The following is a 21,361-nucleotide window of genomic DNA, read 5'->3' on the forward strand; positions in this document are numbered from 1 at the left end:
CTTAACCAGAGACCTTCAGAACGATCTTGCCAATGTGGCCCGATGCTTCCATCCGCGCATGTGCAGCGGCGGCATCAGAAAGATCGAATTCTGAATCCATCACCGGTGCGACCTTCCCGGCCTCAAGCAATGGCCACACGGCTTCACGCAAGTCTTGCGCGATGCGCGACTTGGCCAAATCGCTTTGTGGGCGCAAGGTGCTGCCAGTCAGGGTGAGGCGTTTCACCATCATAAGCGCAAAGTTCAGTTCGACCACCGGACCTTGCAGGAAAGCGATCTGAACCAGCCGCCCGTCTTCCGCCAAAGCCTTGATGTTGCGCGGGATATAATCACCACCGACCATGTCCAGGATCAGGTTCGCCCCGCCCTCGGCGCGCATCGCAGCCACGAAATCTTCGTCGCGATAGTTGATGGCCTTTTCGGCACCTAGCTTGATACAAGCCTCACATTTCTCAGCCGACCCGGCGGTTGCAAAGACGCGGGCGCCAAACGCATTGGCCAGCTGAATGGCCGTCGTGCCGATCCCGCTGGAACCGCCATGGACCATAAACCGCTCCCCTGGTTTCAAGCCGCCACGGGTGAAGACATTGGACCAAACAGTAAAGAAGGTTTCGGGCAGGCAGGCAGCTTCTTTCAAACCCATACCCGCAGGCACAGGCAGGCAATGAGCGGCGGGCGTTGCGACATATTCAGCATAACCGCCGCCGGGCAACAGGGCGCAAACCCGATCGCCAACGACCAGACCTTCGACACCCGAGCCGATGGCGACGACCTCTCCTGAGGCTTCCAGCCCCGGCAAATCGCTTGCACCGCGAGGTGGATCATACGCCCCTGCCCGCTGCAGCGCATCAGGACGGTTTACCCCGGCGTACGCGACTTTCAGAACCACCTGACCCTCTGCTGGTTCCGGCATCGGGCGTTCCGTCAGTTGCAGAACGTCCGGGCCACCAGCTTCAGTGATCTCGACAGCGCGCATTGTCTGGGTCATGGGCATATCTCCTTTGCCCAATGCCTAGCAGGCGAAAACGCAGAGGCCCAGCGGCAAGTGGAAACGCTGCGACTATTTTCCCGATGACAGCGAACCGGGCAGGTTGTCGGGCAACTTCGTCGGAGCCTTCACCTGACCCGCAAGCCAGTTGGGGACGGCCAGAAACGGTTTCAGCAGCGGGTTGCCATTCACCTGCGCCTTGAACTTTTCAAACTGCATTACGTCCTCGATCCGCCGATCCAGGAATTCCCATGTCGCCTGATAATCCGGGCTGTCATCACCCAGCCAATACAACAGTGTCGAAGAATAGACGCCCGACAGAGTGGCACGTTTGGTGTACCAGTTCACGTCGTCCGAAGTATCGCCAAGCGCTATCCAGATCTGGTCACAGGTGCCCCAGACCGCCTTGGCCCCATCCGCGGCCTGGATCGGCAACGCAAACAAAGTCATACCTCGGCGCACTGCTTCTTTGTCTTCGACCGCCTGCAGGCGGAAACGGACGGCAGCGGCGATCTTTTCACGGAATTTCAACCCGCTCAGCTCTTCGGATTTCAACCGCTCCAACATCGCGGCATCCCCGCGCGCATGAAAGGCCAGTGCCAGATCGACGGCACCACGCGGACAGATCGCTCGGGCCAGCGCGGGCTCCAGATCGCAATCGCTGATGGCCGCACGAAAGCTGGTTTCCGACCAGCCGTCGAACGGCACATGGTTCAGAATCGCATCGAGAAGCTGCTCTTTGGTGTCTTCATAGGTTGCTGTCATGTCGGGTCTCCGAGGCTGCGGGTCCAGTACTAGACAAGTTAGGCGTGCTTTGCTATACGGCCACTTCCTGCAAATCCTTGCAACTCTATCTAGAAAGGTGGTGACAACCACATGCAGGTTAGTGTTCGCGACAATAACGTCGATCAGGCGCTTCGTGCCCTGAAGAAAAAGCTGCAGCGCGAAGGCGTGTTCCGTGAAATGAAGCTGAAGCAACATTTCGAGAAACCGTCCGAGAAAAAAGCGCGCGAGAAAGCTGAAGCGATCCGCCGTGCCCGTAAACTGGCACGTAAGAAAGCACAGCGCGAAGGTTTGCTCTAAGAGCTTCCTGCGACTCGTCCAGCTTTGGATGACACTATTTGACGACCCCCGAGGCCGTGCCCGGGGGTTTGTCGTTTTTAGGGCGGATGATCCCGCCAATTCCCGGCTTTACCCTCGCGGCAACCTGCCGATTTTGATGCAATCGCCGCAGTCGGCATTTTACAGCGCAGCGAATCGCCGTTCGGTTGCATTCTGCCGCCGAAAAACGCCCATCGCCGTACCCGCCCTATTCAGCGTTCTTTGATCGTCTGTAAGTGAGGCCGTCCACTCAGACATAACCAAAAACGGAGGCACTGATGTCGACAGCAAGTACGGTCGAGCGCGAAATGCTCGCGCTGATCAACCAAGAGCGCACATCCCGCGGTCTTGATCCCCTGGAACTTGAACGCAACCTGAACGAATCTTCCGAGGACCACAGCAGCTGGATGCTGGACACCGACCGGTTCAGCCACACCGGTCAGGGTGGTTCATCCGCGACCCAACGGATGCAAGCCGCAGGGTTCGACCTTTCCGGGAGCTGGCGCACCGGAGAAAACATCGCCTGGCAATCCGAGCGTGGCGCACCCGGTATCAGCGATGATGTCGCCCAGTTGCACCAGAACCTGATGAATAGCCCCGGTCACCGCGCCAACATTCTGAACCCCGATTTCAAATATATCGGCATCGGGATCGAAGAAGGCGACATGCAGGGGTACGACGCTGTCATGGTGACGCAGAACTTTGCGGCGACTCAGGGCGATGTCGATCTTGATAACGGCGGCACCACCCCGCCGGTGACGCCTCCGGTTGAAGAAGTTGTTGAGCCAGAGGAGGAAGAGGTTACCACCCCGACCGAACCAGAAGTGCCGGAAACCGATGTGACCGAGACTGAGGAACCAGTTGACGAAACACCGGTAGCGGAAGTTCCCGATGCCGAAGAACCGGCAGAGGAGACCCCGGAGGAAGACGTCACCGAAACCGAAGAACCATCGGACGAAACACCCGACACCGATGTGACGGAAACCGAGCAACCGGCAGACGAAACGCCAGAAACTGACGTTACCGAGACCGAGGACCCGGTTGAGGAGACTCCGGAAACAGACGTGACCGAAACTGAAGAGCCGGAACCCGATGTGCCGGATACTGAAGTCGTCGAGGTCGAGGAACCCGAAACTCCGGAGACCGACGTCACCGAGGTCGAAGAACCCGAGCCAGAAACACCTGAAGTTGTCGTTGACAATGGTGCACCGGGCGCGGACTGCTTTGACGTTCAGGCCTTCCTTGCCGGGATCGAAGCGTTTGTTAATGCGCTGCAAGCCCAATTTGACCAGTTCGAATGGTCTCCGGTGCAGCAGGCTGACACGACCCCGGAGATGGATGATTTCGATCTGGTGTTCGACACCGACTTCGCTGACGACATGATCGAAACCGTTGAAGCCACAGTCGAAGACATGAATGACGACATGTGCGGCGTGTTTGTTTTCGAAACGAACTGCGGATTTGATTGGGGTTAATCAAACCGTTCAGGTGCGGGGATCCTTTTCCCGCACCACTTTCCTGCCAAATCAATATATCTTAGGCACGTGTAGCTCATCCGGCAAAATGCGCCGTTCGTATTCGGGGTTATAGCGCCGATCCGGCAGATTGACCTTTTCCTGCGGCACATCCTCATAGGGGATCTTGGTCAGCAGGTGCTCGATACAATTGAGCCGTTCGCGTTTCTTGTCGTTGCCTTCAACGATATACCAAGGCGCCTCAGATATGTTGGTGCGAAAGAACATATCCTCTTTGGCCTTGGTGTATGCCTCCCACCGGATGCGGGATTCCAGATCCATCGGTGACAGTTTCCACTGCTTCATCGGATCGTGAATACGCATCAGGAATCGCAATTGCTGTTCTTCGTCTGTAATCGAGAACCAGTATTTCAGCAGGATAATCCCCGACCGCACCAGCATCCGTTCGAATTCGGGAACGTCCTGAAAGAACTGTTCGACCTGATCCTCGTTGGCAAATCCCATCACGCGTTCAACACCAGCGCGGTTGTACCAGGACCGATCGAAGAACACGATCTCACCGGCCGCAGGCAAATGGGGCACGTAGCGCTGAAAATACCACTGGCTTTGTTCGCGTCGGCTGGGTGCAGGCAAGGCGACCACACGCGCTACACGAGGGTTCAAACGCTGCGTGATCCGCTTGATCACGCCCCCTTTCCCGGCGCTGTCGCGCCCTTCAAATAGAATACAGACCTTGGCCCCTGTATGGACCACCCAATCCTGAACTTTGATAAGTTCAGCCTGCAGCCGCAAAAGGTTGCGAAAATAGACCTTGCGATCCAGCATGTCAGGATGCTGGTCCTTGTAAATCTTGCGCACTTCCATCGAAAGCATGGGTTCGCTGAATTCGATCTCGAAATCTTCGTCCAGCGTGTCTTCCAGTTCAGCTTCCAGCCAATCTTTCGGCGTGCTGTTGTTTTCGTAAGCCAAGGTCTGCTCCTTATCGTTCATCGGGTTCGGACCGTACACGGCCAGTGTAACCACGGAGTGTCAGCGCAAAGTGCCGAGGTCGTACATAAGGTCGGAAACATGGATTTTGGCCCGACCGCACGACAGATACAAGCGGCAGAATTGACGCAAGGCTAACCCCAATAGTTGGTTTCAGACAGGCAAGGCCGTGGTTTTGAACACCGTGCGCAAAGCAAATGAGCTTTGCATCTGCGCCACCCCAGGCAAGCGCGACAGGTATTGCCGATGAATGCGAGCAAAATCCTCGGTATTTTCTGCGACGACCTTTAGAATGTAGTCCGCCGTGCCCGCCATCAAATGGCATTCCAGCACATCCGGAATCCGTGCTACGGCTTTTTCAAACGCCTCCAGCACTTCTTCCGCCTGACCCTGCAACGTGATCTCGACAAACACAGTGGTTGGAACGTTCAACTTCCGTGCATCCAACAGGGCGACGTAGTCCTTGATATAACCCTCAGCCTCAAGTCGCTGCACGCGCCGGTGGCAGGCCGAAGGGGATAGATTCGCCTGTTCGGACAATTCCGAATTTGACATCCGCCCTTTGCGCTGCAGGGCTGCCAGAATCTTCCGATCTGTTGCGTCAATCGTCATTTGCGCACATCCATTGCGTCAAGTTGCCTATACCTCGAATATTTTCCCGCAGATTGTGTGTTTAGCAAGTGGGGTTTCACAAAAATTGCGCCAATTTATGCCCATAATTTAGGCAGTTTATGAATGGAGTCTCACATGAAAATCGGCTGCCCCAAGGAAATCAAACCTCAGGAATTCCGCGTCGGGATGACCCCGAACGCTGCTGGCGAAGCTGTGGCCCGCGGTCACGAAGTCATTATCGAAACCGGTGCCGGGATGGGCTCGGGCTTTGATAACGATGCTTATGTAGCGGCAGGTGCCCGCATCGTCGACACTGCAGAAGAAGTGTTCGCCACGGCTGATATGATCGTCAAGGTCAAGGAGCCTCAGGCGGTCGAGCGCAAAATGCTGCGCGAAGGTCAGTTGCTGTTCACCTATCTGCACCTGGCACCCGATCCAGACCAGACCCACGATCTGCTGGAATCCGGCTGCACCGCGATTGCCTATGAGACCGTGACTGACTCCAATGGCGGCCTGCCGCTGCTGGCGCCGATGTCCGAGGTTGCCGGTCGCTTGGCTCCACAAGTTGGATCCTGGACTCTGCAAAAGGCCAACGGAGGCCGCGGCGTTCTGATGGGTGGTGTTCCGGGTGTAGGCCCTGCCAAAGTGATCGTCATCGGCGGAGGCGTCGTAGGCACCCACGCAGCGAAGATTGCCGCAGGCATGGGTGCGGATGTGACCGTACTGGACCGTTCGCTGCCGCGTCTCCGCTATCTGGACGATGTGTTCGGCGGAACCTTCAAGAACCAGTATTCAACCGCTGGTGCGACAGCCGAGCTGATCCAGGATGCCGACCTGGTCATCGGTGCGGTTCTGATCCCGGGCGCAGCTGCTCCCAAACTGATCTCGCGCGAACAGCTGTCGACCATGAAGCCCGGCGCGGCTCTGGTAGACGTTGCGATCGATCAGGGCGGCTGTTTTGAAACCTCGAAAGCCACCACCCACGCCGATCCGGTTTACGAAGTTGACGGCATCATGCACTACTGCGTCGCCAACATGCCCGGTGCGGTTGCCCGGACTTCGACCATCGCACTGGGCAACGCAACCATGCCGTTCATGCTTTCGCTGGCAAGCAAGGGCTGGAAGCAGGCCTGTAAGGACGACGCACACCTGCTGGCAGGTTTGAACGTCCACGCCGGCAAGCTGACTTACGAAGCGGTGGGCACCGCCCTTAACATCAACTCTGTCGATCCAACAACTCTGTTGAACTAAGAGCGCTCCCGCCTCTGAAAGCGTCCTTTTCCAAAGGACGCTTTACAGACTTGGGCCCAGTGCCGCGCCAATAGCGCGGCGCTGTTTTTTCTGGACCAAGGTTCGCGCAAAAAAGCACCGCGCCTTAGCGCGGTGCCCGGCCCAACCAGAGGATGGCATTTCAATGCCCGATCGACGGGCGGGAGGCTTACGCCTCTTTGTGAATCTCCACAGAATGCGGATACGGGATGGATACGCCTTTGGCGTCAAACGCTTCTTTGATCGCTTTGGTAAGTTCGAACTTCACATCCCAATAGTCAGCCGCTGCGCACCACAGGCGCGCGGTCAGATCAACCGAACTATCCCCAAGGTTTGTCACGCGCACCCAGGGCTCAGGATCAGCCATGATACGATCGTCAGCTATGGCCACATCCAGGATGATGTTCATAGCCTCATCCGCGCTATCGCCGTAGTCGATGCCAAACACCAGATCGACCCGGCGGGTTTCATGGGCGGAATAGTTGGTGATCACCGAACCCCAAGCCTGACCGTTTGGCACGATGATCTGCACGTTGTCCGGCGTCACCAGCTCGGTCGTGAACAGGTTCAGGTCTTTCACAGTACCCGCTGTGCCACCAATATCGACATATTGGCCCAGCTTATAGGGCCGGAACACCACCAGCATCACGCCCGCGGCCAGATCGCTGAGTGTTCCCTGCAGCGCCAAACCGATGGCCAGGGATGCGGCACCCAGAATGGCCACAATGCTGGTCGCCTCGATTCCGAAAATGCCCAGAACGGCGACAAAGACAATCGCCAGCAGCACCCATTTCACGAGGCTCGCAACGAAATTCCCCAAAGTCGGGTCGATATGTGGCGTGGCGTTGATCCGCCGCCGCACCAGACCGCTAATGGCTCCGGCAACGATCCAACCCAATACCAGAACGATCAACGCTTTGATCGCGCTCATGATCAGCGGACCAAATGCGCCCACCTGTGTTACGACATCTTCCACACGCTTCTCCTTTGCGCCAACAGCAAACCCGCGCCTTTTGGCGCGGGATCGCTGAAAAGTCTGGGCTAATTTTGCGCGCAGGTCTAGGTGCGGGATTTCCGAGTTTTCCCCCCTGCTGTTCCCCAGCAAACATCGACTGACCGATCACGCACAGAATTGGACCTTACAAAAGCGCCACAAATTACCAGATTGACCGAGACAGGCGCGATAAAAGGAGCCCATCATGCTGGACACAATCCAATTCCCGATCATGAATAAATGGTCCCCACAGTTCCCCGAGCGGATTCAGCTTTATTCCTTCCCCACACCCAACGGGGTAAAGGCGTCGATCATGCTGGAAGAAACCGGCCTGCCTTATGAGGCACATCGTGTCACACTGGCCGATGCAGATGTCAAAAGCCCGGAGTTTCTTTCGCTGAACCCGAACAACAAGATCCCGGCGATCATTGATCCCAACGGGCCCGACGATGCTCCGTTGGCTTTGTTCGAAAGCGGTGCAATCCTTCTGTACCTCGCTGAAAAGAGCGGTAAGCTGCTGGGCCAGAACAAAGGCGACAAGCACCGGGTCACCCAATGGGTTATGTTCCAGATGGGCGGTATCGGACCAATGTTTGGCCAGCTTGGGTATTTCCACAAATTCGCAGGGGCTGAAATCGAAGACCCCCGCCCGCGCGAACGCTACGTGTCCGAAGCCAAACGCCTGCTGAACGTTCTCGACCGGCAACTGGACCGCCAAGATTGGATCGCAGGAGAATTCTCGATCGCGGATATCGCAATCGCGCCCTGGCTGCGCGGTTTAGATTATTACGGCGTCAAGGATGTCATAGGCTGGGAAAGCTATGGCAACGTTACGCGCTATCTGGACAGGTTCCTGGATCGACCCGCGGTGCAAAGAGGGCTGAACATCCCCTCACGGGATTGATACACAAGGCCTGTGCGGCGGAATCCAAATCCGCCGCCACGGGTCATCGGGTTACCCAGGCAGCGCGCCTGTTAGAACGTAGCGCAAGATCTCAACAACTTGCGCGGGTTCTTCAGCGACGGCGAGGGCTGCTGCATCTATTTCTTTCAGCGCGTGCTGATGATCAGCCCCGTGCAGAACAATGATCGACTTGCCCAGTGCTGCCGCATAGCCCGCGTCAAATGCCGCGTTCCACTGCTTGTATTTGTCCCCAAAGCGTACAACCACAACATCCGCGTCTGATATGCCCTTGCGGGTCCGGATCGCGTTGACCATAGCACCCTTGTGATCGTGCCAGTACTTGTGCGGCTCGGACCCCAAGATCGTGACACCGCAATCGTCCGAAGCACCGTGATCGGTGACCGGGCTACTGAACTCAACATCCAACCCATCGGCGCCCGCAATGATCTGCTCGCGCCAATCCGTGTGAATCTCTCCGGACAAATAGACCTTCAGCATTTTTCTCTCCTCCCGTGAAAAAGGGGCGCAATGGCCCCTTTATCATTTCAAAAATACTCTCGCCGGAGGCGAAAACCAACTCATCCCCGCAAGACGCCGCCAGTGGCTTTCACCACTTTTTCGACAATCTTGGTGCTGACCGCCTCGATATCCTTCTCCTTCAGGGTCGCGTCCGACGGCTGGAGCCTTACGGTAATGGCCAAAGACTTCTTGCCCTCGCCGACGCTACCGCCAATGAATTCGTCAAAGACGCGCACGTCCTCGATCAGAGCCTTATCAGCACCCGCAGCCGCATTGACCAACGTCAGAGCTTCGATATCCGCATCTAAAACAAAGGCGAAATCGCGCTCGACCGCCTGCAGGTCGCGCAATTCCAAGGCAGAACGGGTCGCACCGGATCTACGTGGCATCGGCACCTGATCCGGCCAAATGGTGAACGCCATCGCCGGGCCCTTGATGTCCATCGCCTGCAACACGCGCGGATGCAATTCGCCAAAGACGCCCAGTACCTTTTTCGGACCCAGACAGATTTTTCCATGTCGGCCCGGGTGCCACCAGGCATCGCCGTCGCGCAGAATCTGAACCTTCGCGGGCGCGCCAATTGCGGCCAATACCGCCTCGGCGTCAGCTTTCGCGTCAAACAAGTCAACCGAACGAGACGCGCCGTGCACATCCTTGGGACCGCTACGCCCAACCAACAGGCCGGTAACCTGTGTCTGTTGATCCCCCGGCTCACCATCGTGGAACACCGGCCCGACCTCGAACAAGGCCAGATCGGCATAACCCCGCGCCTGATTGCGCGCCGCCGCTTGCAGCAGACCAGGCAGCAGATCAGGGCGCATATGGCTCATCTCGGACGAGATCGGGTTTTCCAACATGGTTGCTGCGTCACCGCCGCCGAACAGCGCCGCCGAGGCCTGATCGATGAAGGTGTAAGACACACATTCATTATACCCCAGCGCTGCACAGGTCCGGCGCGCCATCGACTGGCGGCGCTGCGTGGGTGTCATGACCGGTTTGGGGATACCTGCTGTCGTACGCGGCAGCGGGATACCCTGCAACTTGGTCAAAGAAGCGATCCGCGCAACCTCTTCCACCAGATCGGCCTCCCCCATGATATCGGGTCGCCAGCTGGGCACATGCGCCATCTCGCCATCCAGACGAAAGCCCAAACGGGTCAGTGTCTGCCTCTGCTCGCTTTCCGGAATCTCCATCCCGACCAAGGACTGCACGCGCGCCGCGTCCAGTTTGTAGGCCCGCGCGTGGTTCGGCGCTTTGCCCGCCTCAACCACATTCGAGGCTTCACCGCCGCAGATATCCAAGATCATCTGCGTCGCATGCTCCAACCCTTCGCGCGTGTATTCCGGATCAACACCACGTTCGAATCGATACCGCGCGTCCGAGTTGATTTTCAGCGCCCGGCCTGTGAGGGCAATCTGCACATGGTCCCAGAACGCGCTTTCAAGGAAGACGTTCACAGTCTCCTCGGTACAACCGGTTTCCTCGCCGCCCATGATGCCCGCGATAGATTCCGGGCCTTCGTCGTCCGAAATTACCATCATGCCGGGCTGTAGTGTGTATTCTTTCTCATCCAGTGCAACCAGCTTCTCGCCACCTTTGGCACGGTGAACGCGTAGGTTACCCTGCACCTTGTCGGCATCGAATACGTGCAGCGGGCGGTTGTGATCGAAGGTCATATAGTTGGTGATATCCACCAAGGCCGAGATCGGACGCAGACCAATCGCCTTCAACTGGTCCTGCAGCCATTGCGGGCTGGGGCCGTTTTTGACGCCCCTGATAAGCCGACCGGTGAAATGCGGCGCGCCATCCAGCGTATCTTCATCAATCGACACTTTGATCGGGCTTTCAAAGTCCCCCGGCACGGGGACATAGTCACGCACCTTCAGCGTGCCCAACCCCCGCGCGGCCAAATCACGCGCAATACCCGCAACACCCAGCGCATCCGGGCGGTTCGGCGTGATCGCGATCTCGATCATCGGATCAACCTTTGACGGATCGTTCTCAGCCAACCAATCGACAAACTTGTCGCCGACCTCACCCGAGGGCAGCTCGATAATCCCGTCATGTTCATCCGACAGCTCAAGCTCGCGCTCGGATGCCATCATGCCATAGCTCTCGACGCCACGGATCTTGCCGACGCTGATGGTGATATCCAGGCCGGGAATATACATACCCGGTTTACAAACCACCACGGTGATGCCTTCGCGCGCATTGGGCGCGCCACAAATGATCTGCAGATCGCCCTCGTCGGTTTCAACCGTGCAAACGCGCAGCTTATCGGCGTCCGGGTGCTTCTCGGCATGTTTCACATGGCCCAGCGTAAAGCCCGCCAGACGGTCCGCCGGGTTGACGATCTCTTCGACCTCAAGCCCGAGATCGGTCAGTGCTTCGGCGATCTCATCAACCGACGCATCCGTATCGAGGTGGTCTTTCAGCCAGGACAGAGTGAATTTCATTGCAGCGGGCCTTTTTCGGCAAACATTCAGTCGGCACAGGCAATGGCAAAGATTGCGCCAAGGTGCAAGCGCTGCGGCTCACGGATAGGTGGGGGTGCGACCCAAAAGCTCGTCCAGCTGCCAGCCGATCCAGCCGTGGGGAATAAAGTGCCCGCCGGGATGGGTGTCCAGTGTCACCTGCCCTTGCGCGCAATCGGTCCACTCTACCCGGCTGAGCGTCAGGAACGGCTTCACGCTCCAATCCCCGCGCGGGGTCGCGCCGTTGCAGTTGAACTTGGCCTTCCACAGAGCCACTGGATAGGTCGCGTCACCGTCCGGCCCAAAGGGAAAATCCATCACCGTATCGTCCAGCCCGTGCACATGACGCACCTCGCGTGGGGCTTCCGGGCAGTCCTCGGACTGGCGGATTGATCCCGCAACGGCCAGCAGCGCGGCGATGTCATTTCCCGACTGGCAGACAAAGCGCCACGCCATCGCGCCGCCGTAGGAATAACCCGAGACATAGATGCGTTCAGGATCAATGGGATAGTGTTTGGCCACATCCTCCAACACCCGATCAGCGAACGGCACGTCTGCGGTATCGGCGGTCCAGAAGTTCCAGCTTTTGCGCAGCCCGTTCGGAGCCACCAACAACACATCGCGCAGCTTCGTCGCCCCGGCGATGCGTTCATGGTTCACCACCACATCGCCCTGCCGCGCCCAGCCGTGGAAATGCAACAGCACTGGCAGAGGCGTTTCGCCATCCCAACCATCAGGTTCCAGCACATGGTAAGAACGGTCGCCGATCTCACAGGCGGAATCGCCGTGGCAGTCAGATTTCCACGGCCCCATCGCAAAGGCGGGAGTCGCGGTCAGCAGAAGAAAAAACATTCGATAGATCATAAGCCGGAGCCTAGCGACGTCTGCCGCACTGTCACATAACATATTGGTGTAGGGTGGGGTTTCACCCCACCAACCGCCTCACGGTGGGGTGAAACCCCACCCTACAACGGATCAAATTACAAAGCCGCGCTATCGGCCTTTGCCCCGCGCAATACCTAAGCGCTTGTGCTAAATTGCGCTGAAAAGACGCTCGCACAAAGAGTAATAGCTATTTTGATTTCTCTTTAGCGTATTGATCAATGAACTTTTTTGCCATCGCTTGTCGGTCTTCCGCCTCTTTCCTTCGATCTGTCCTTTCTGAAAGAGTGTTCATCGCTGCCCAAAAACCCGGGACAGCAATAACCACTAATAGAGGCCAAATCCAAAGGACAGCAGACTCCAATAACTTCACCGTTAGAGCCTGTATGCATATCGTGGTTAAGAGGATACCTATCAACCAAAGAAAAGGAGCATTCGCCACACGGCGATGCCACCAGTCAATGTAGCGCGAAAGATATACGCCCAGCGGATACACTTACCGCGACAAACCACCATGCAGGTTCGGCATATCCAGCGCAGCAAAGCCGTAGTGCCGCAGCCAGCGCAGGTCGCTGTCAAAGAAAGCCCGCAAATCCGGAATCCCGTATTTCAGCATCGCCAGACGGTCGATCCCGATCCCGAACGCAAAGCCCTGATAGACCTCGGGGTCAATCCCACCGGCGCCGATCACCTTGGGGTGGACCATGCCTGAGCCCAGAATCTCCATCCAGTCGTCGCCCTCGCCGATCTTCAGCTGACCATTGTCCCAGGAACAGCGGATATCGACCTCGGCCGATGGCTCGGTGAATGGGAAGTGCGAGGCGCGGAAGCGCAGTTCGACATCGTCGACCTCGAAGAACGCTTTCACGAACTCTTCCAGAACCCATTTCAGGTTCGCCATCGAGATATCCTTGTCGATGGCCAGCCCCTCGACCTGATGGAACATCGGCGTGTGAGTCTGGTCATAGTCGGCGCGGTAGACACCGCCCGGGCAGATCACGCGGATCGGCGCGCCCTGCAGTTCCATCGAGCGGATCTGGACCGGCGAAGTATGGGTGCGCAGCACGTGCGGCGGGCGATTATCGCCCTCGGCGCGGTGCATGTAGAACGTGTCCATCTCGGCCCGTGCGGGGTGGTGGCCGGGGATATTCAGGGCGTCGAAGTTGTGCCAGTCGGTCTCGATCCGTGGCCCTTCGGCCACCGAAAAACCCAGTTCGGCAAAGATCGCGGTTAGTTCCTCAGTCGCCTGACTGACCGGGTGGATCGAGCCGTGACGGCGGGCACGGGTCGGCAGGGTGACGTCCAGCCATTCGGTGCGCAGACGCTCATCCAGCGCGGCATCGGCAAGCGCTGCTTTCTTGGCGGACAGGGCCGAGTTGATCTCATCCTTCAGGGCGTTCAGCGCGGGGCCTGCGACCTGACGCTCTTCGGGGGTCATCTTGCCCAGCTCGCGCATCTTCAGCGCGACCTCGCCTTTTTTGCCCACGGCGGCGACGCGGATCGCCTCAAGCGCGTTTTCATCGCCCGCTTCGGCGATTTGGCCCAGATATTTTGCCTTAAGATCGTCCATGACGCCCTCTGAATTTGGTCGCCAACCTGCTATCGGCCTCGCCCCGCGAATGCAAGCGGGACGGTGGGGATCAATAGCTGTATTCGGGATAAATCCGGGTCAGATCGCCATTCCAGTCGCCATTGTAGTGATCCAGCAACTCATCAGCGGGAACCTTGCCCGTATCGATGCTGTCCTTTAGCGCGTTCAGGAAATGCGTTTCGTCCTGCACCAGACCACCCGCACCGGGGCGCGCGCGCGACGCCAGACCGGCCTCGGCGATCGAGACCACTTCGCGCGCCAGATCATGCATGTTGATGTTGCCAACCTGCGCTTGCAGGCCATCCTTGGCGGCTTCGACCCGCAGCGCTTCGCGCGTCTCGGCATCCCAGCCTTTGACCAGATCCCACGCGGCATCCAGCGCAGTTTGGTCATAGGTCAGACCGACCCAGAAGGCCGGCAGTGCGCATAGGCGGCGCCATGGGCCGCCATCGGCGCCGCGCATCTCCATGAATTTCTTGATCCGCGCTTCGGGGAATGCCGTGGTCAGGTGATCGGCCCAATCGGACAGAGTCGGCGTCTCGCCGGGCAATGCAGGCAGTTTGCCCTGCAGGAAGTCGCGGAACGACATGCCCAGAGCGTCGATATACTGGCCGTCGCGATAGACGAAATACATCGGTACATCGAGCGCGTATTGTACGTAGCGCTCGAACCCGAAGCCATCTTCGAACACAAAGGGCAGCATGCCTGTGCGGGCGTCGTCAAGATGCCGCCAGATATAGCTGCGCCAGCTTTTCTGGCCGTTCACCTTGCCCTCGAAAAACGGAGAGTTCGCGAACAGCGCCGTCGCCACCGGCTGAAGAGCCAGCGCCACGCGCAGCTTCTGCACCATGTCCGCCTCGGACCCGAAGTCGATATTGACCTGAACCGTGCAGGTGCGCCGCATCATGGCACGGCCCATGGTGCCGACTTTCTCCATATAATCGTTCATCAGCCGGTAACGGCCCTTAGGCATCAACGGCATCTCTTCATGGGTCCAGATCGGGGCTGCGCCCAGACCGATAAAGCCTACACCGATCTCATCGGCGATATCCTTCACTTCACGCAGGTGAGTGTTCACCTCATCACACGTTTCATGAATTGTCTCGAGCGGAGCGCCGGACAGTTCCAACGCACCGCCTGGTTCCAGGCTGACGTTCGCGCCGTCCTTCTCAAGCCCGATTAAATGTCCAGCTTCACGCACTTCGGCCCAGCCATGGCGGTCTCGCAGACCTTCCAGCACGGCCACAATCGACCGTTTGCCTTCAAACGGCAGAGGTTTCAGAGTGTCTTTGCAATAGCCGAACTTCTCATGCTCGGTTCCGATGCGCCAATCTTCCTTGGGCTTGCAGCCCGATTCCAGATATTCGGCCAGTTGCTCATGGCGTTCGATCGGTCCGCCGCCGGACTGGGGGATGGACATGTGACCCGTGCTCCGATCCTGATGTGTCTGTCTTGGCGGTCAGTCCTGAGCGCAAACCGCGCCAGTGTCAATGCAGCCTAAGGTGCGCAGGCCGTGACGGCGTACGCTCCCAGATCACCACCGGATGTGCCGCACGACCGTTGAGTTCCGACAGCATTTGCTCGGTTTTAAGCCCCGGAAGTGCTGAGAACACATCAAACAGCGCTTCGGCCCCTTCGGCGTTCACCGGAATGTGAAGGGTCGGCTGCCCTGGCTGATCCAAAACCCAATGCGCAGGTTGCGAGGTCGGATCCAACGCCAACCGCTCGATTTCGCGGGCTGCAACGATGCCGCCGTCGAGCGGGCCCAGATAGGTGATCTGGCCTTCATCAATAGTCACCACACCCGGTCCTCCCGCACCATTGCGAAAGCGCGCGCGTTGCACTCCGATCACCGCCAGTGCCATCGAGACGACGATCAGCAGCCACCCCAACCACGCCAGCAATCCACCAGGGCCGCCGATCCAGCTGAGGCCGAGGATCAGAACAAACCCTGCAACCAGCACTTCGCGCCAGCGCCACAGGGCCAGTTTGGCTTCGGGTCGAAAGAAACTCATGCCACGTCCTCCGGGTTTTTGAACAGGATCAGCGAGTATTGACCTGCAGGCTGGAACCCAATGGATATATAGGCACGCGCTGCCGCATCGGAAGCCGCAAAGAGGACAGCTCTGGAAACTCCCGCGTCGCGCGCCTCAACCAGATGCAGGGCAACAGCCAAACGCGCATAGCCCCGCCCTCGTAAATCGGGTGGTGTGTAGACACCGCCGATCTGCACCACTTCAGGCAAGCGAGCGTTGAAGCCGGTCATGCTGACCGGTAGGCCATTCTGCAGCAAAACTCGATGAGAATCCCGCTCGATATAGGTCTTGATGTCCTTCCCAGCCTGCGTCTGTGCGCGCAAAGGATCAAAATCCATGGCTTCGATGAGGTAGCTTTCTCGCCAGTTTTCAAGGACCGATCGGTCTACATCAGTAAGCGGCATGAGATCTGCCCCACTGAAATCCGGTATTTGAAGTCGATCCAGCGCCAGGGAAAACCCCGGCTCATCGCTGTTCAGGGTCGCGGGTCGCCCTTCCCAACCTGCCAACCGCATTATCCGACGAGCTTGCGTTGCCTCAGCCGCGATGCCGAACAGGGCCCGGCCTCGAATAAGGTCAATCGCTGCGGCAAGTTCGGTATCCGAACAGTCGGGACATTGCAGCAGGATCATGCCTTCATTTGTTATGGCAAAGACCGCACGCAACGGGCTGCCAAGCGTCCATGCATTCAACGACCGGGGATGCGTACCGCACAGGCCAAAATCCCGTAGATTGGCCAAAGGGAACATCGATGTTTGGATATGTTGGGACAAAAACGAGTCGATCCTGGACAGGTCCGTTTCATGCGCCAATTGCCACGTCACGTCCAATCTCCCAAAGATTGCTGCCACATTGTCATCGCTGCAACGGCTGCTGTATCGGCGCGCAGGATGCGTGGGCCGAGGCTGACCACATGGGTAAATGGTAGCTCCGCCAACCGTTTGCGTTCGGGCTCGGAAAACCCGCCCTCGGGGCCGATCAGGATCGCCCACGGCTTGCCTTTCTCATTATCTGCCATGCGCAGGGCCGAGCCGGCTTCAGCCTCGTCACAGAACATCAATTGGCGATCATCGGGCCACGCGCCCAGGATACGATCCAATCGCTGGAGGTCAGCGACCTCAGGCACAAAAGTGCCGCCACATTGTTCGGCCGCCTCAATTGCGTGGGCCTGCAAGCGATCCTGCCGAATGCGCTCGGAGTTGGTGAATTCGGTCTGCACCGGTATGATCCGCGCGGCCCCCATTTCAGCTGCTTTTTCAACGATGAAATCGGTCCGCGCCTTCTTGATCGGTGCAAAGAGAAGCCACAGATCGGGCGGTAATTGCAGAGGTTTCGATTGCTCCACGCACGACAGGATTCCGCCTCGTTTGCCCGCTTCTGCTACCTCTGCCTGCCACTCGCCATCGCTGCCATTGAACAGGGCGACCCGGCCCCCAACCGACAGGCGCATGACGCCGAACAGGTAGTGCGCCTGCTCACGCGTCAAAGGAACCGATTGCCCCGGACCCAAAGGGTGCTCTACATACAGTCTGATCTTCGCATTCATGAGACCCTACATATGCAAGGCAATGCCCCAACACCAGACGGTCAGGTCGCCGATGCCGTTACCGGCAACTGGGTCGACACTCACGCGCCTGCCTTCACCCGCCCTTACCTGCGGCTCAGCCGCGCGGACCGACCTATCGGCACATGGTTGCTGCTGATCCCCTGCTGGTGGGGTCTGGCGCTGGCCATCCTGAGCGACGGCACTCCACGGTGGGGGGATCTTTGGATCGCCGTTGGGTGTGCGATCGGCGCGTTTTTGATGCGCGGCGCGGGCTGTACGTGGAATGACATCACCGATCGAGAGTTTGACGGGAAGGTCGAACGCACAAGGTCGCGCCCGATTCCCTCGGGTCAGGTGAGTGTCCGTCAGGCGGTATTCTGGATGGTGCTGCAATGTCTGTTGGCCCTGGCCATCCTTCTGACCTTCAACCGGGCCGCGATTGCGATGGGAGTTTTGTCTTTGCTGCCTGTTACCATCTATCCCTATGCAAAACGATTTACCTGGTGGCCGCAGATTTTTCTGGGGCTGGCCTTCAACTGGGGCGCATTGCTGGCCTGGGCTGCACATACCGGCACCGTGGGCTGGCCTGCGATCATGCTTTATCTGTCAGGAATCGCCTGGACTTTGTTCTACGACACGATCTACGCCCATCAGGATGCCGAGGATGACGAGCTGATCGGCATCAAGTCCACCGCACGGCTGTTTGGCACCGATACCGCCCGTTGGCTCAAGTATTTTCTGATTGGAACCGTCAGTCTAATGGCCTTTGCAATTATCGACGCGGCTTTGCCCGGGACATCGGTTCTTGCTTTGGCGGTCGCCCTTGGCGGGCCCTGGGCGATGGGGTGGCATCTGGCCTGGCAATTGCGGGGGCTGGACACGGAGGACAACGCCAAATTGCTGCAGCTTTTCCGGGCCAATCGTGACACCGGCTTGATTCCGCTGATCTTCCTCTGCGTCGCCCTTTTCCTCTGATTGCACCTCTGTGCTGCGCTCTGTATGAGTCCCGGAACCAACCGCCCGAGGAGTCTCGATTTCGCCCATGCGTCTGCCTTACGCCCTAGCTGTTGCGTTGATTTTCGCGGTGTCCGCCGTTCTATCGCTGGTGGTCGCTGGATTTGCGGTCAGCAAGATCGAAGACGCCTCGGAACTGGCCGTGCGAAAGGCCTTGAACTTGCAGGGGCATGATTGGGCCGAAGTCGAATCCGACGGCCTGCGTGTCGTTCTGACCGGCACGGCCCCGACTGAGGCGACCCGATTCAACGCCCTGATCGCTGCGGGCACCGAGGTCGACACCTCGCGCGTCATTGACGAGATGGAGGTTGCTCCCACCGCCGATCTGACACCGCCCCGCTTTTCTACCGAGATCTTGCGCAATGACAGTGGAATTTCGATTATCGGGCTAGTACCTGCGGCTCTGGATCGCGATGATCTGGTAGACAGGCTGCAACGCCTTGATCGGGACGCGTCAGTTTCGGACCTGATGGAAAGTGCCGACTATCCCAAGCCAGACGGTTGGGATCAGGCAATCGACTATGCGATCGAAGCGCTCTCGGATTTGCCACGGGCCAAGATATCTGCCAGCCCAGGGTTGGTGCGTATCACGGCCATTGCCGATAGCCAGCAAGAGAAAGACCAGCTGGAACAAGACCTGAGCCGCGCCGCGCCACCAGGTCTGCGAATCGGCCTTTCGATTTCGGCACCTCGCCCGGTAATCACACCATTCACGCTGCGCTATCTGATAGATGAGGATGGCGGGCAGTTTGATGCGTGCTCGGCCCAGGATGAAGTTGCGCGCGACATCATCGTCGCTGCAGCACAAGAGGCCGGATTAACCGGCCCCTATTCCTGCACCATTGGGCTAGGCGTACCGTCTCCGCGTTGGGCGAATGCAGCGCAGCTCAGCATTCGTGCGCTATCCGAACTTGGTCAGGGTTCAGTTACTCTGTCGGATGCAGATATCACTCTAGTTGCCACACAAGGGACTAACCCTTTGGAGTTCGACCGCATCGTGGGAGAGCTCGAAAATACGCTGCCCGAGGTCTTCGCCTTGCATGCAATTCTTCCCGAACCCGAACCGGATGACCCGACTGGGCCTATTGAATTCGTCGCAACACGTAGCCCTGAGGGTTTGGTTCAACTGCGTGGCCGTCTGAGTGACGAAACGCTGCGTGAAATGACCGACAGCTTTGCACGTGCCGCCTTTGGATCATTGCAGGTGCACACAGCCACCCGGATTGCACCGGACCTGCCCGCGGATTGGCCCATACGCGTCTTGGCCGGGCTGGAGGCACTGTCGCAACTGCACAATGGCGCCCTGACCGTTACGCCGGACAATGTAGCGCTGTCGGGCATCAGCCATGATCCCGACGCCAAGGCCCGGATCGCCGGCATGCTGTCGGACAAGCTGGGCGAGGCGCAGGATTACACCCTGTCAATCACCTATCAGGAGCCGCCCGCACCCGCCGACGCGCCGCCCGACCCTGAGGTCTGCGAAGAGCAGCTGGCCGAGGTTCAGGCCACCAGCAAGATTGCTTTCGAACCGGGATCAGCCACCGTCGCAGCAGACTCGCGCGATGCCCTGAACCAGATCGCGGACATCCTGCGTGAATGTGGCCCCATCCGGTTGGAGATTCAGGGCCATACCGACAGTCAGGGCCGTGAAGAGATGAACCAGCAGCTCAGCCAGTCGCGCGCGCAGTCGATCCTGAACGAATTGCGCGGACGGCGCGTGCCGACTTCAAGCTTTTCTGCGGTCGGGTATGGCGAGACGCAGCCCATCGCCGATAACGAAACCGAAGAAGGCCGCGAAGAGAACCGCCGAATCGAGTTTCGCCTGATCCGTCCTGAACCCGTGGCCAACACCCTGACCGGGCTTGAGGCGATGGAAGCCGAGGCCGAATCTGAGGCCGAAATCGAGACACCTGAAACCGACGCACCGGATGCAGGCTCAGAGGACCAGTAAGTTGAACAGAACAGAATTCATCATCGCCACAGCCATCATCCTGTTCGCAGCTTTCTGCATGGGTTGGTTCGCCAACTGGCTGGCCCATCGGCTGTCCCGTGTTCGCCAAAGCGACGTGGCCGATCTTGACCGCATGAGTCAGGAACTGCACGAGGCCGAAGAAACACGCGATCAGGCAATCACATATCTTCAGCAGCGCGAGGCAGAGCTGACCAACCAGCTGACGCAAACCGAAGCCGAGTTGAATGCCGCAATGGAAGGGCTGCGCGCGGCGCGGCAGGAAGCCGAAGAGATGCGCGGGCGGATCAACAACGCAGACTAGGCACCCTACCAGCGGGTCAGCGCGTCTTCATCCTCGTCCTTGGCAGCCACCCATTCTGCTCCGGAAGTGGTGATTTCCTTCTTCCAGAATGGCGCGCGAGACTTGAGGTAATCCATCAGATATTCCGCCGCCTCAAACGCATCTTTGCGGTGCGGTGCGGCGGTGGCGACCATCATGATACGGTCACCCGGCGCAAGCCTTCCGTGGCGGTGGATCACCAGAACGTTGCCCAGTGACCAACGGGCTTGCGCCTCTTCAGCTATCTTGGTTAGGGCGCGTTCGGTCATGCCGGGATAGTGCTCGATCTCCATCACATCCAGATCGCCCGAAGCCAGATCGCGCACAACGCCTGTGAAGGTCACGATGGCCCCGTTGGTATCGTCCCCGGCGGCAAAAGCGTTGGCTTCGGCCCCCAGATCGAACGGGGCCTCCTGCACGACGATCCGCATTCTAGCCACCCGTCATGGGCGGAAAGAACGCAACCTCGCGCACACCGGTCAGCGGGGCGTCAAAATCCGAAAGCTCTTGGTCCAGCGCCACGCGCAAGGCCGACAGATCGGCAAAGGCAGCAGCATAGCGATCCTCACGCGCGCTCAGTTCCGCGACCAAATCGCTGACTGTTGCGGCCTCAGTTTCAATCTTCTCTTTCGGCAGGCCGATGCGTTCGCGCACCCAAGCGAAATACAACACGTTCAT

General features: G+C 58.5%; 22 protein-coding genes. 7 read left to right on the forward strand and 15 right to left on the reverse strand.

Annotated elements, in window-relative coordinates; translation table 11 throughout:
* Position 1 precedes the first annotated feature (1 nt).
* Together ACR0CZ_RS14795 and ACR0CZ_RS14800 are read right to left on the reverse strand one after the other, a co-directional pair.
* Positions 2-988: an NAD(P)H-quinone oxidoreductase gene (locus ACR0CZ_RS14795; RefSeq protein ID WP_170395654.1), complete on the reverse strand. Its 987-nt coding sequence runs from the start codon at positions 986-988 to the stop codon at positions 2-4.
* Between the two features lie 72 nt (positions 989-1,060).
* Positions 1,061-1,753, reverse strand: a complete 693-nt coding sequence (locus ACR0CZ_RS14800; RefSeq protein ID WP_170395652.1) for a COQ9 family protein — start codon at positions 1,751-1,753, stop codon at positions 1,061-1,063.
* A gap of 111 nt (positions 1,754-1,864) precedes the next feature.
* On the opposite strand from ACR0CZ_RS14800, the gene rpsU reads away from it, so the two are divergent.
* Together rpsU and ACR0CZ_RS14810 are read left to right on the forward strand one after the other, a co-directional pair.
* The gene (gene rpsU / locus ACR0CZ_RS14805) at positions 1,865-2,071 is read left to right on the forward strand and encodes a 30S ribosomal protein S21 (protein WP_005614280.1); all 207 of its coding nucleotides are present in this window, start codon (positions 1,865-1,867) and stop codon (positions 2,069-2,071) included.
* 296 nt (positions 2,072-2,367) lie between these two features.
* A complete protein-coding gene (locus ACR0CZ_RS14810; RefSeq protein ID WP_170465884.1) occupies positions 2,368-3,564 on the forward strand; it encodes a CAP domain-containing protein in 1,197 nt (398 codons plus the stop codon).
* A 51-nt stretch (positions 3,565-3,615) separates the two neighbouring features.
* On the opposite strand, the gene ppk2 is transcribed toward ACR0CZ_RS14810, so the two are convergent.
* Positions 3,616-4,554 (reverse strand): polyphosphate kinase 2, encoded by a 939-nt coding sequence (gene ppk2, locus ACR0CZ_RS14815; protein WP_170395648.1) that lies wholly within the window; start codon positions 4,552-4,554, stop codon positions 3,616-3,618.
* 150 nt (positions 4,555-4,704) lie between these two features.
* Complete coding sequence (locus ACR0CZ_RS14820) at positions 4,705-5,163, reverse strand: Lrp/AsnC family transcriptional regulator (RefSeq protein WP_170395646.1); 459 nt, start codon at positions 5,161-5,163, stop codon at positions 4,705-4,707.
* Positions 5,164-5,298: 135 nt separating this feature from the next.
* Here ACR0CZ_RS14820 and ald point away from each other — a divergent pair, with 135 nt between their 5' ends.
* Complete coding sequence (gene ald, locus ACR0CZ_RS14825) at positions 5,299-6,414, forward strand: alanine dehydrogenase (protein WP_170395644.1); 1,116 nt, start codon at positions 5,299-5,301, stop codon at positions 6,412-6,414.
* A gap of 187 nt (positions 6,415-6,601) precedes the next feature.
* On the opposite strand, the gene ACR0CZ_RS14830 is transcribed toward ald, so the two are convergent.
* Positions 6,602-7,408, reverse strand: coding sequence for a mechanosensitive ion channel family protein (locus tag ACR0CZ_RS14830; protein WP_480537167.1), 807 nt, complete (start codon positions 7,406-7,408; stop codon positions 6,602-6,604).
* Between the two features lie 223 nt (positions 7,409-7,631).
* Between ACR0CZ_RS14830 and ACR0CZ_RS14835 the strand changes: the two genes are divergently transcribed.
* Positions 7,632-8,330 (forward strand): glutathione S-transferase N-terminal domain-containing protein, encoded by a 699-nt coding sequence (locus tag ACR0CZ_RS14835; RefSeq protein ID WP_170395640.1) that lies wholly within the window; start codon positions 7,632-7,634, stop codon positions 8,328-8,330.
* A 51-nt stretch (positions 8,331-8,381) separates the two neighbouring features.
* On the opposite strand, the gene ACR0CZ_RS14840 is transcribed toward ACR0CZ_RS14835, so the two are convergent.
* The 8 genes from ACR0CZ_RS14840 to ACR0CZ_RS14875 form a co-directional block, all read right to left on the reverse strand.
* Positions 8,382-8,828, reverse strand: coding sequence for a YtoQ family protein (locus tag ACR0CZ_RS14840; protein ID WP_170395638.1), 447 nt, complete (start codon positions 8,826-8,828; stop codon positions 8,382-8,384).
* Positions 8,829-8,908: 80 nt separating this feature from the next.
* A complete protein-coding gene (gene pheT, locus ACR0CZ_RS14845; protein ID WP_480537169.1) occupies positions 8,909-11,305 on the reverse strand; it encodes a phenylalanine--tRNA ligase subunit beta in 2,397 nt (798 codons plus the stop codon).
* A 78-nt stretch (positions 11,306-11,383) separates the two neighbouring features.
* Complete coding sequence (locus ACR0CZ_RS14850; protein WP_480537170.1) at positions 11,384-12,187, reverse strand: CE1 family esterase; 804 nt, start codon at positions 12,185-12,187, stop codon at positions 11,384-11,386.
* A gap of 514 nt (positions 12,188-12,701) precedes the next feature.
* Complete coding sequence (gene pheS / locus ACR0CZ_RS14855) at positions 12,702-13,775, reverse strand: phenylalanine--tRNA ligase subunit alpha (protein WP_480537171.1); 1,074 nt, start codon at positions 13,773-13,775, stop codon at positions 12,702-12,704.
* A gap of 70 nt (positions 13,776-13,845) precedes the next feature.
* On the reverse strand, positions 13,846-15,216 hold the full coding sequence (locus tag ACR0CZ_RS14860; protein ID WP_170395630.1) for a glutamate--cysteine ligase: 1,371 nt from the start codon (positions 15,214-15,216) through the stop codon (positions 13,846-13,848).
* Between the two features lie 67 nt (positions 15,217-15,283).
* Positions 15,284-15,811 (reverse strand): hypothetical protein, encoded by a 528-nt coding sequence (locus ACR0CZ_RS14865; RefSeq protein ID WP_170395629.1) that lies wholly within the window; start codon positions 15,809-15,811, stop codon positions 15,284-15,286.
* Complete coding sequence (locus tag ACR0CZ_RS14870; protein ID WP_170395627.1) at positions 15,808-16,656, reverse strand: GNAT family N-acetyltransferase; 849 nt, start codon at positions 16,654-16,656, stop codon at positions 15,808-15,810. Before ACR0CZ_RS14870 ends, ACR0CZ_RS14865 begins: the two co-directional genes overlap by 4 nt.
* Positions 16,653-17,378, reverse strand: a complete 726-nt coding sequence (locus ACR0CZ_RS14875; RefSeq protein WP_170395625.1) for a 16S rRNA (uracil(1498)-N(3))-methyltransferase — start codon at positions 17,376-17,378, stop codon at positions 16,653-16,655. Before ACR0CZ_RS14875 ends, ACR0CZ_RS14870 begins: the two co-directional genes overlap by 4 nt.
* Before the next feature lie 12 nt (positions 17,379-17,390).
* Here ACR0CZ_RS14875 and ubiA point away from each other — a divergent pair, with 12 nt between their 5' ends.
* The 3 genes from ubiA to ACR0CZ_RS14890 all read left to right on the forward strand — a co-directional run bounded on the left by ubiA (position 17,391) and on the right by ACR0CZ_RS14890 (position 20,665).
* A complete protein-coding gene (ubiA, locus tag ACR0CZ_RS14880) occupies positions 17,391-18,353 on the forward strand; it encodes a 4-hydroxybenzoate octaprenyltransferase (RefSeq protein WP_170395623.1) in 963 nt (320 codons plus the stop codon).
* A gap of 67 nt (positions 18,354-18,420) precedes the next feature.
* Entirely contained in the window at positions 18,421-20,343 is a 1,923-nt protein-coding gene (locus ACR0CZ_RS14885; RefSeq protein ID WP_170395621.1) for an OmpA family protein, read from the forward strand.
* A 1-nt stretch (position 20,344) separates the two neighbouring features.
* On the forward strand, positions 20,345-20,665 hold the full coding sequence (locus ACR0CZ_RS14890) for a hypothetical protein (RefSeq protein WP_170395619.1): 321 nt from the start codon (positions 20,345-20,347) through the stop codon (positions 20,663-20,665).
* Between the two features lie 5 nt (positions 20,666-20,670).
* Here the strand turns inward: ACR0CZ_RS14890 and ACR0CZ_RS14895 are convergent, their stop codons facing one another.
* Positions 20,671-21,114, reverse strand: a complete 444-nt coding sequence (locus tag ACR0CZ_RS14895) for a molybdopterin synthase catalytic subunit (RefSeq protein ID WP_170395617.1) — start codon at positions 21,112-21,114, stop codon at positions 20,671-20,673.
* 1 nt (position 21,115) lies between these two features.
* Positions 21,116-21,361, reverse strand: a complete 246-nt coding sequence (gene moaD / locus ACR0CZ_RS14900; RefSeq protein ID WP_170395615.1) for a molybdopterin converting factor subunit 1 — start codon at positions 21,359-21,361, stop codon at positions 21,116-21,118.

Source organism: Ruegeria sp. H9 (genome assembly GCF_056532915.1).

What these genes read in the sequence shown, in the direction of transcription:
- ACR0CZ_RS14795 (WP_170395654.1), bottom strand. Translation starts at nt 988, where the DNA reads ATGACCCAGACAATGCGCGCTGTCGAGATCACTGAAGCTGGTGGCCCG.
- ACR0CZ_RS14800 (WP_170395652.1), bottom strand. Translation starts at nt 1,753, where the DNA reads ATGACAGCAACCTATGAAGACACCAAAGAGCAGCTTCTCGATGCGATT.
- rpsU (WP_005614280.1), top strand. Translation starts at nt 1,865, where the DNA reads ATGCAGGTTAGTGTTCGCGACAATAACGTCGATCAGGCGCTTCGTGCC.
- ACR0CZ_RS14810 (WP_170465884.1), top strand. Translation starts at nt 2,368, where the DNA reads ATGTCGACAGCAAGTACGGTCGAGCGCGAAATGCTCGCGCTGATCAAC.
- ppk2 (WP_170395648.1), bottom strand. Translation starts at nt 4,554, where the DNA reads ATGAACGATAAGGAGCAGACCTTGGCTTACGAAAACAACAGCACGCCG.
- ACR0CZ_RS14820 (WP_170395646.1), bottom strand. Translation starts at nt 5,163, where the DNA reads ATGACGATTGACGCAACAGATCGGAAGATTCTGGCAGCCCTGCAGCGC.
- ald (WP_170395644.1), top strand. Translation starts at nt 5,299, where the DNA reads ATGAAAATCGGCTGCCCCAAGGAAATCAAACCTCAGGAATTCCGCGTC.
- ACR0CZ_RS14835 (WP_170395640.1), top strand. Translation starts at nt 7,632, where the DNA reads ATGCTGGACACAATCCAATTCCCGATCATGAATAAATGGTCCCCACAG.
- ACR0CZ_RS14840 (WP_170395638.1), bottom strand. Translation starts at nt 8,828, where the DNA reads ATGCTGAAGGTCTATTTGTCCGGAGAGATTCACACGGATTGGCGCGAG.
- pheT (WP_480537169.1), bottom strand. Translation starts at nt 11,305, where the DNA reads ATGAAATTCACTCTGTCCTGGCTGAAAGACCACCTCGATACGGATGCG.
- ACR0CZ_RS14850 (WP_480537170.1), bottom strand. Translation starts at nt 12,187, where the DNA reads ATGATCTATCGAATGTTTTTTCTTCTGCTGACCGCGACTCCCGCCTTT.
- pheS (WP_480537171.1), bottom strand. Translation starts at nt 13,775, where the DNA reads ATGGACGATCTTAAGGCAAAATATCTGGGCCAAATCGCCGAAGCGGGC.
- ACR0CZ_RS14860 (WP_170395630.1), bottom strand. Translation starts at nt 15,216, where the DNA reads ATGTCCATCCCCCAGTCCGGCGGCGGACCGATCGAACGCCATGAGCAA.
- ACR0CZ_RS14865 (WP_170395629.1), bottom strand. Translation starts at nt 15,811, where the DNA reads ATGAGTTTCTTTCGACCCGAAGCCAAACTGGCCCTGTGGCGCTGGCGC.
- ACR0CZ_RS14875 (WP_170395625.1), bottom strand. Translation starts at nt 17,378, where the DNA reads ATGAATGCGAAGATCAGACTGTATGTAGAGCACCCTTTGGGTCCGGGG.
- ubiA (WP_170395623.1), top strand. Translation starts at nt 17,391, where the DNA reads ATGCAAGGCAATGCCCCAACACCAGACGGTCAGGTCGCCGATGCCGTT.
- ACR0CZ_RS14885 (WP_170395621.1), top strand. Translation starts at nt 18,421, where the DNA reads ATGCGTCTGCCTTACGCCCTAGCTGTTGCGTTGATTTTCGCGGTGTCC.
- ACR0CZ_RS14895 (WP_170395617.1), bottom strand. Translation starts at nt 21,114, where the DNA reads ATGCGGATCGTCGTGCAGGAGGCCCCGTTCGATCTGGGGGCCGAAGCC.
- moaD (WP_170395615.1), bottom strand. Translation starts at nt 21,361, where the DNA reads ATGAACGTGTTGTATTTCGCTTGGGTGCGCGAACGCATCGGCCTGCCG.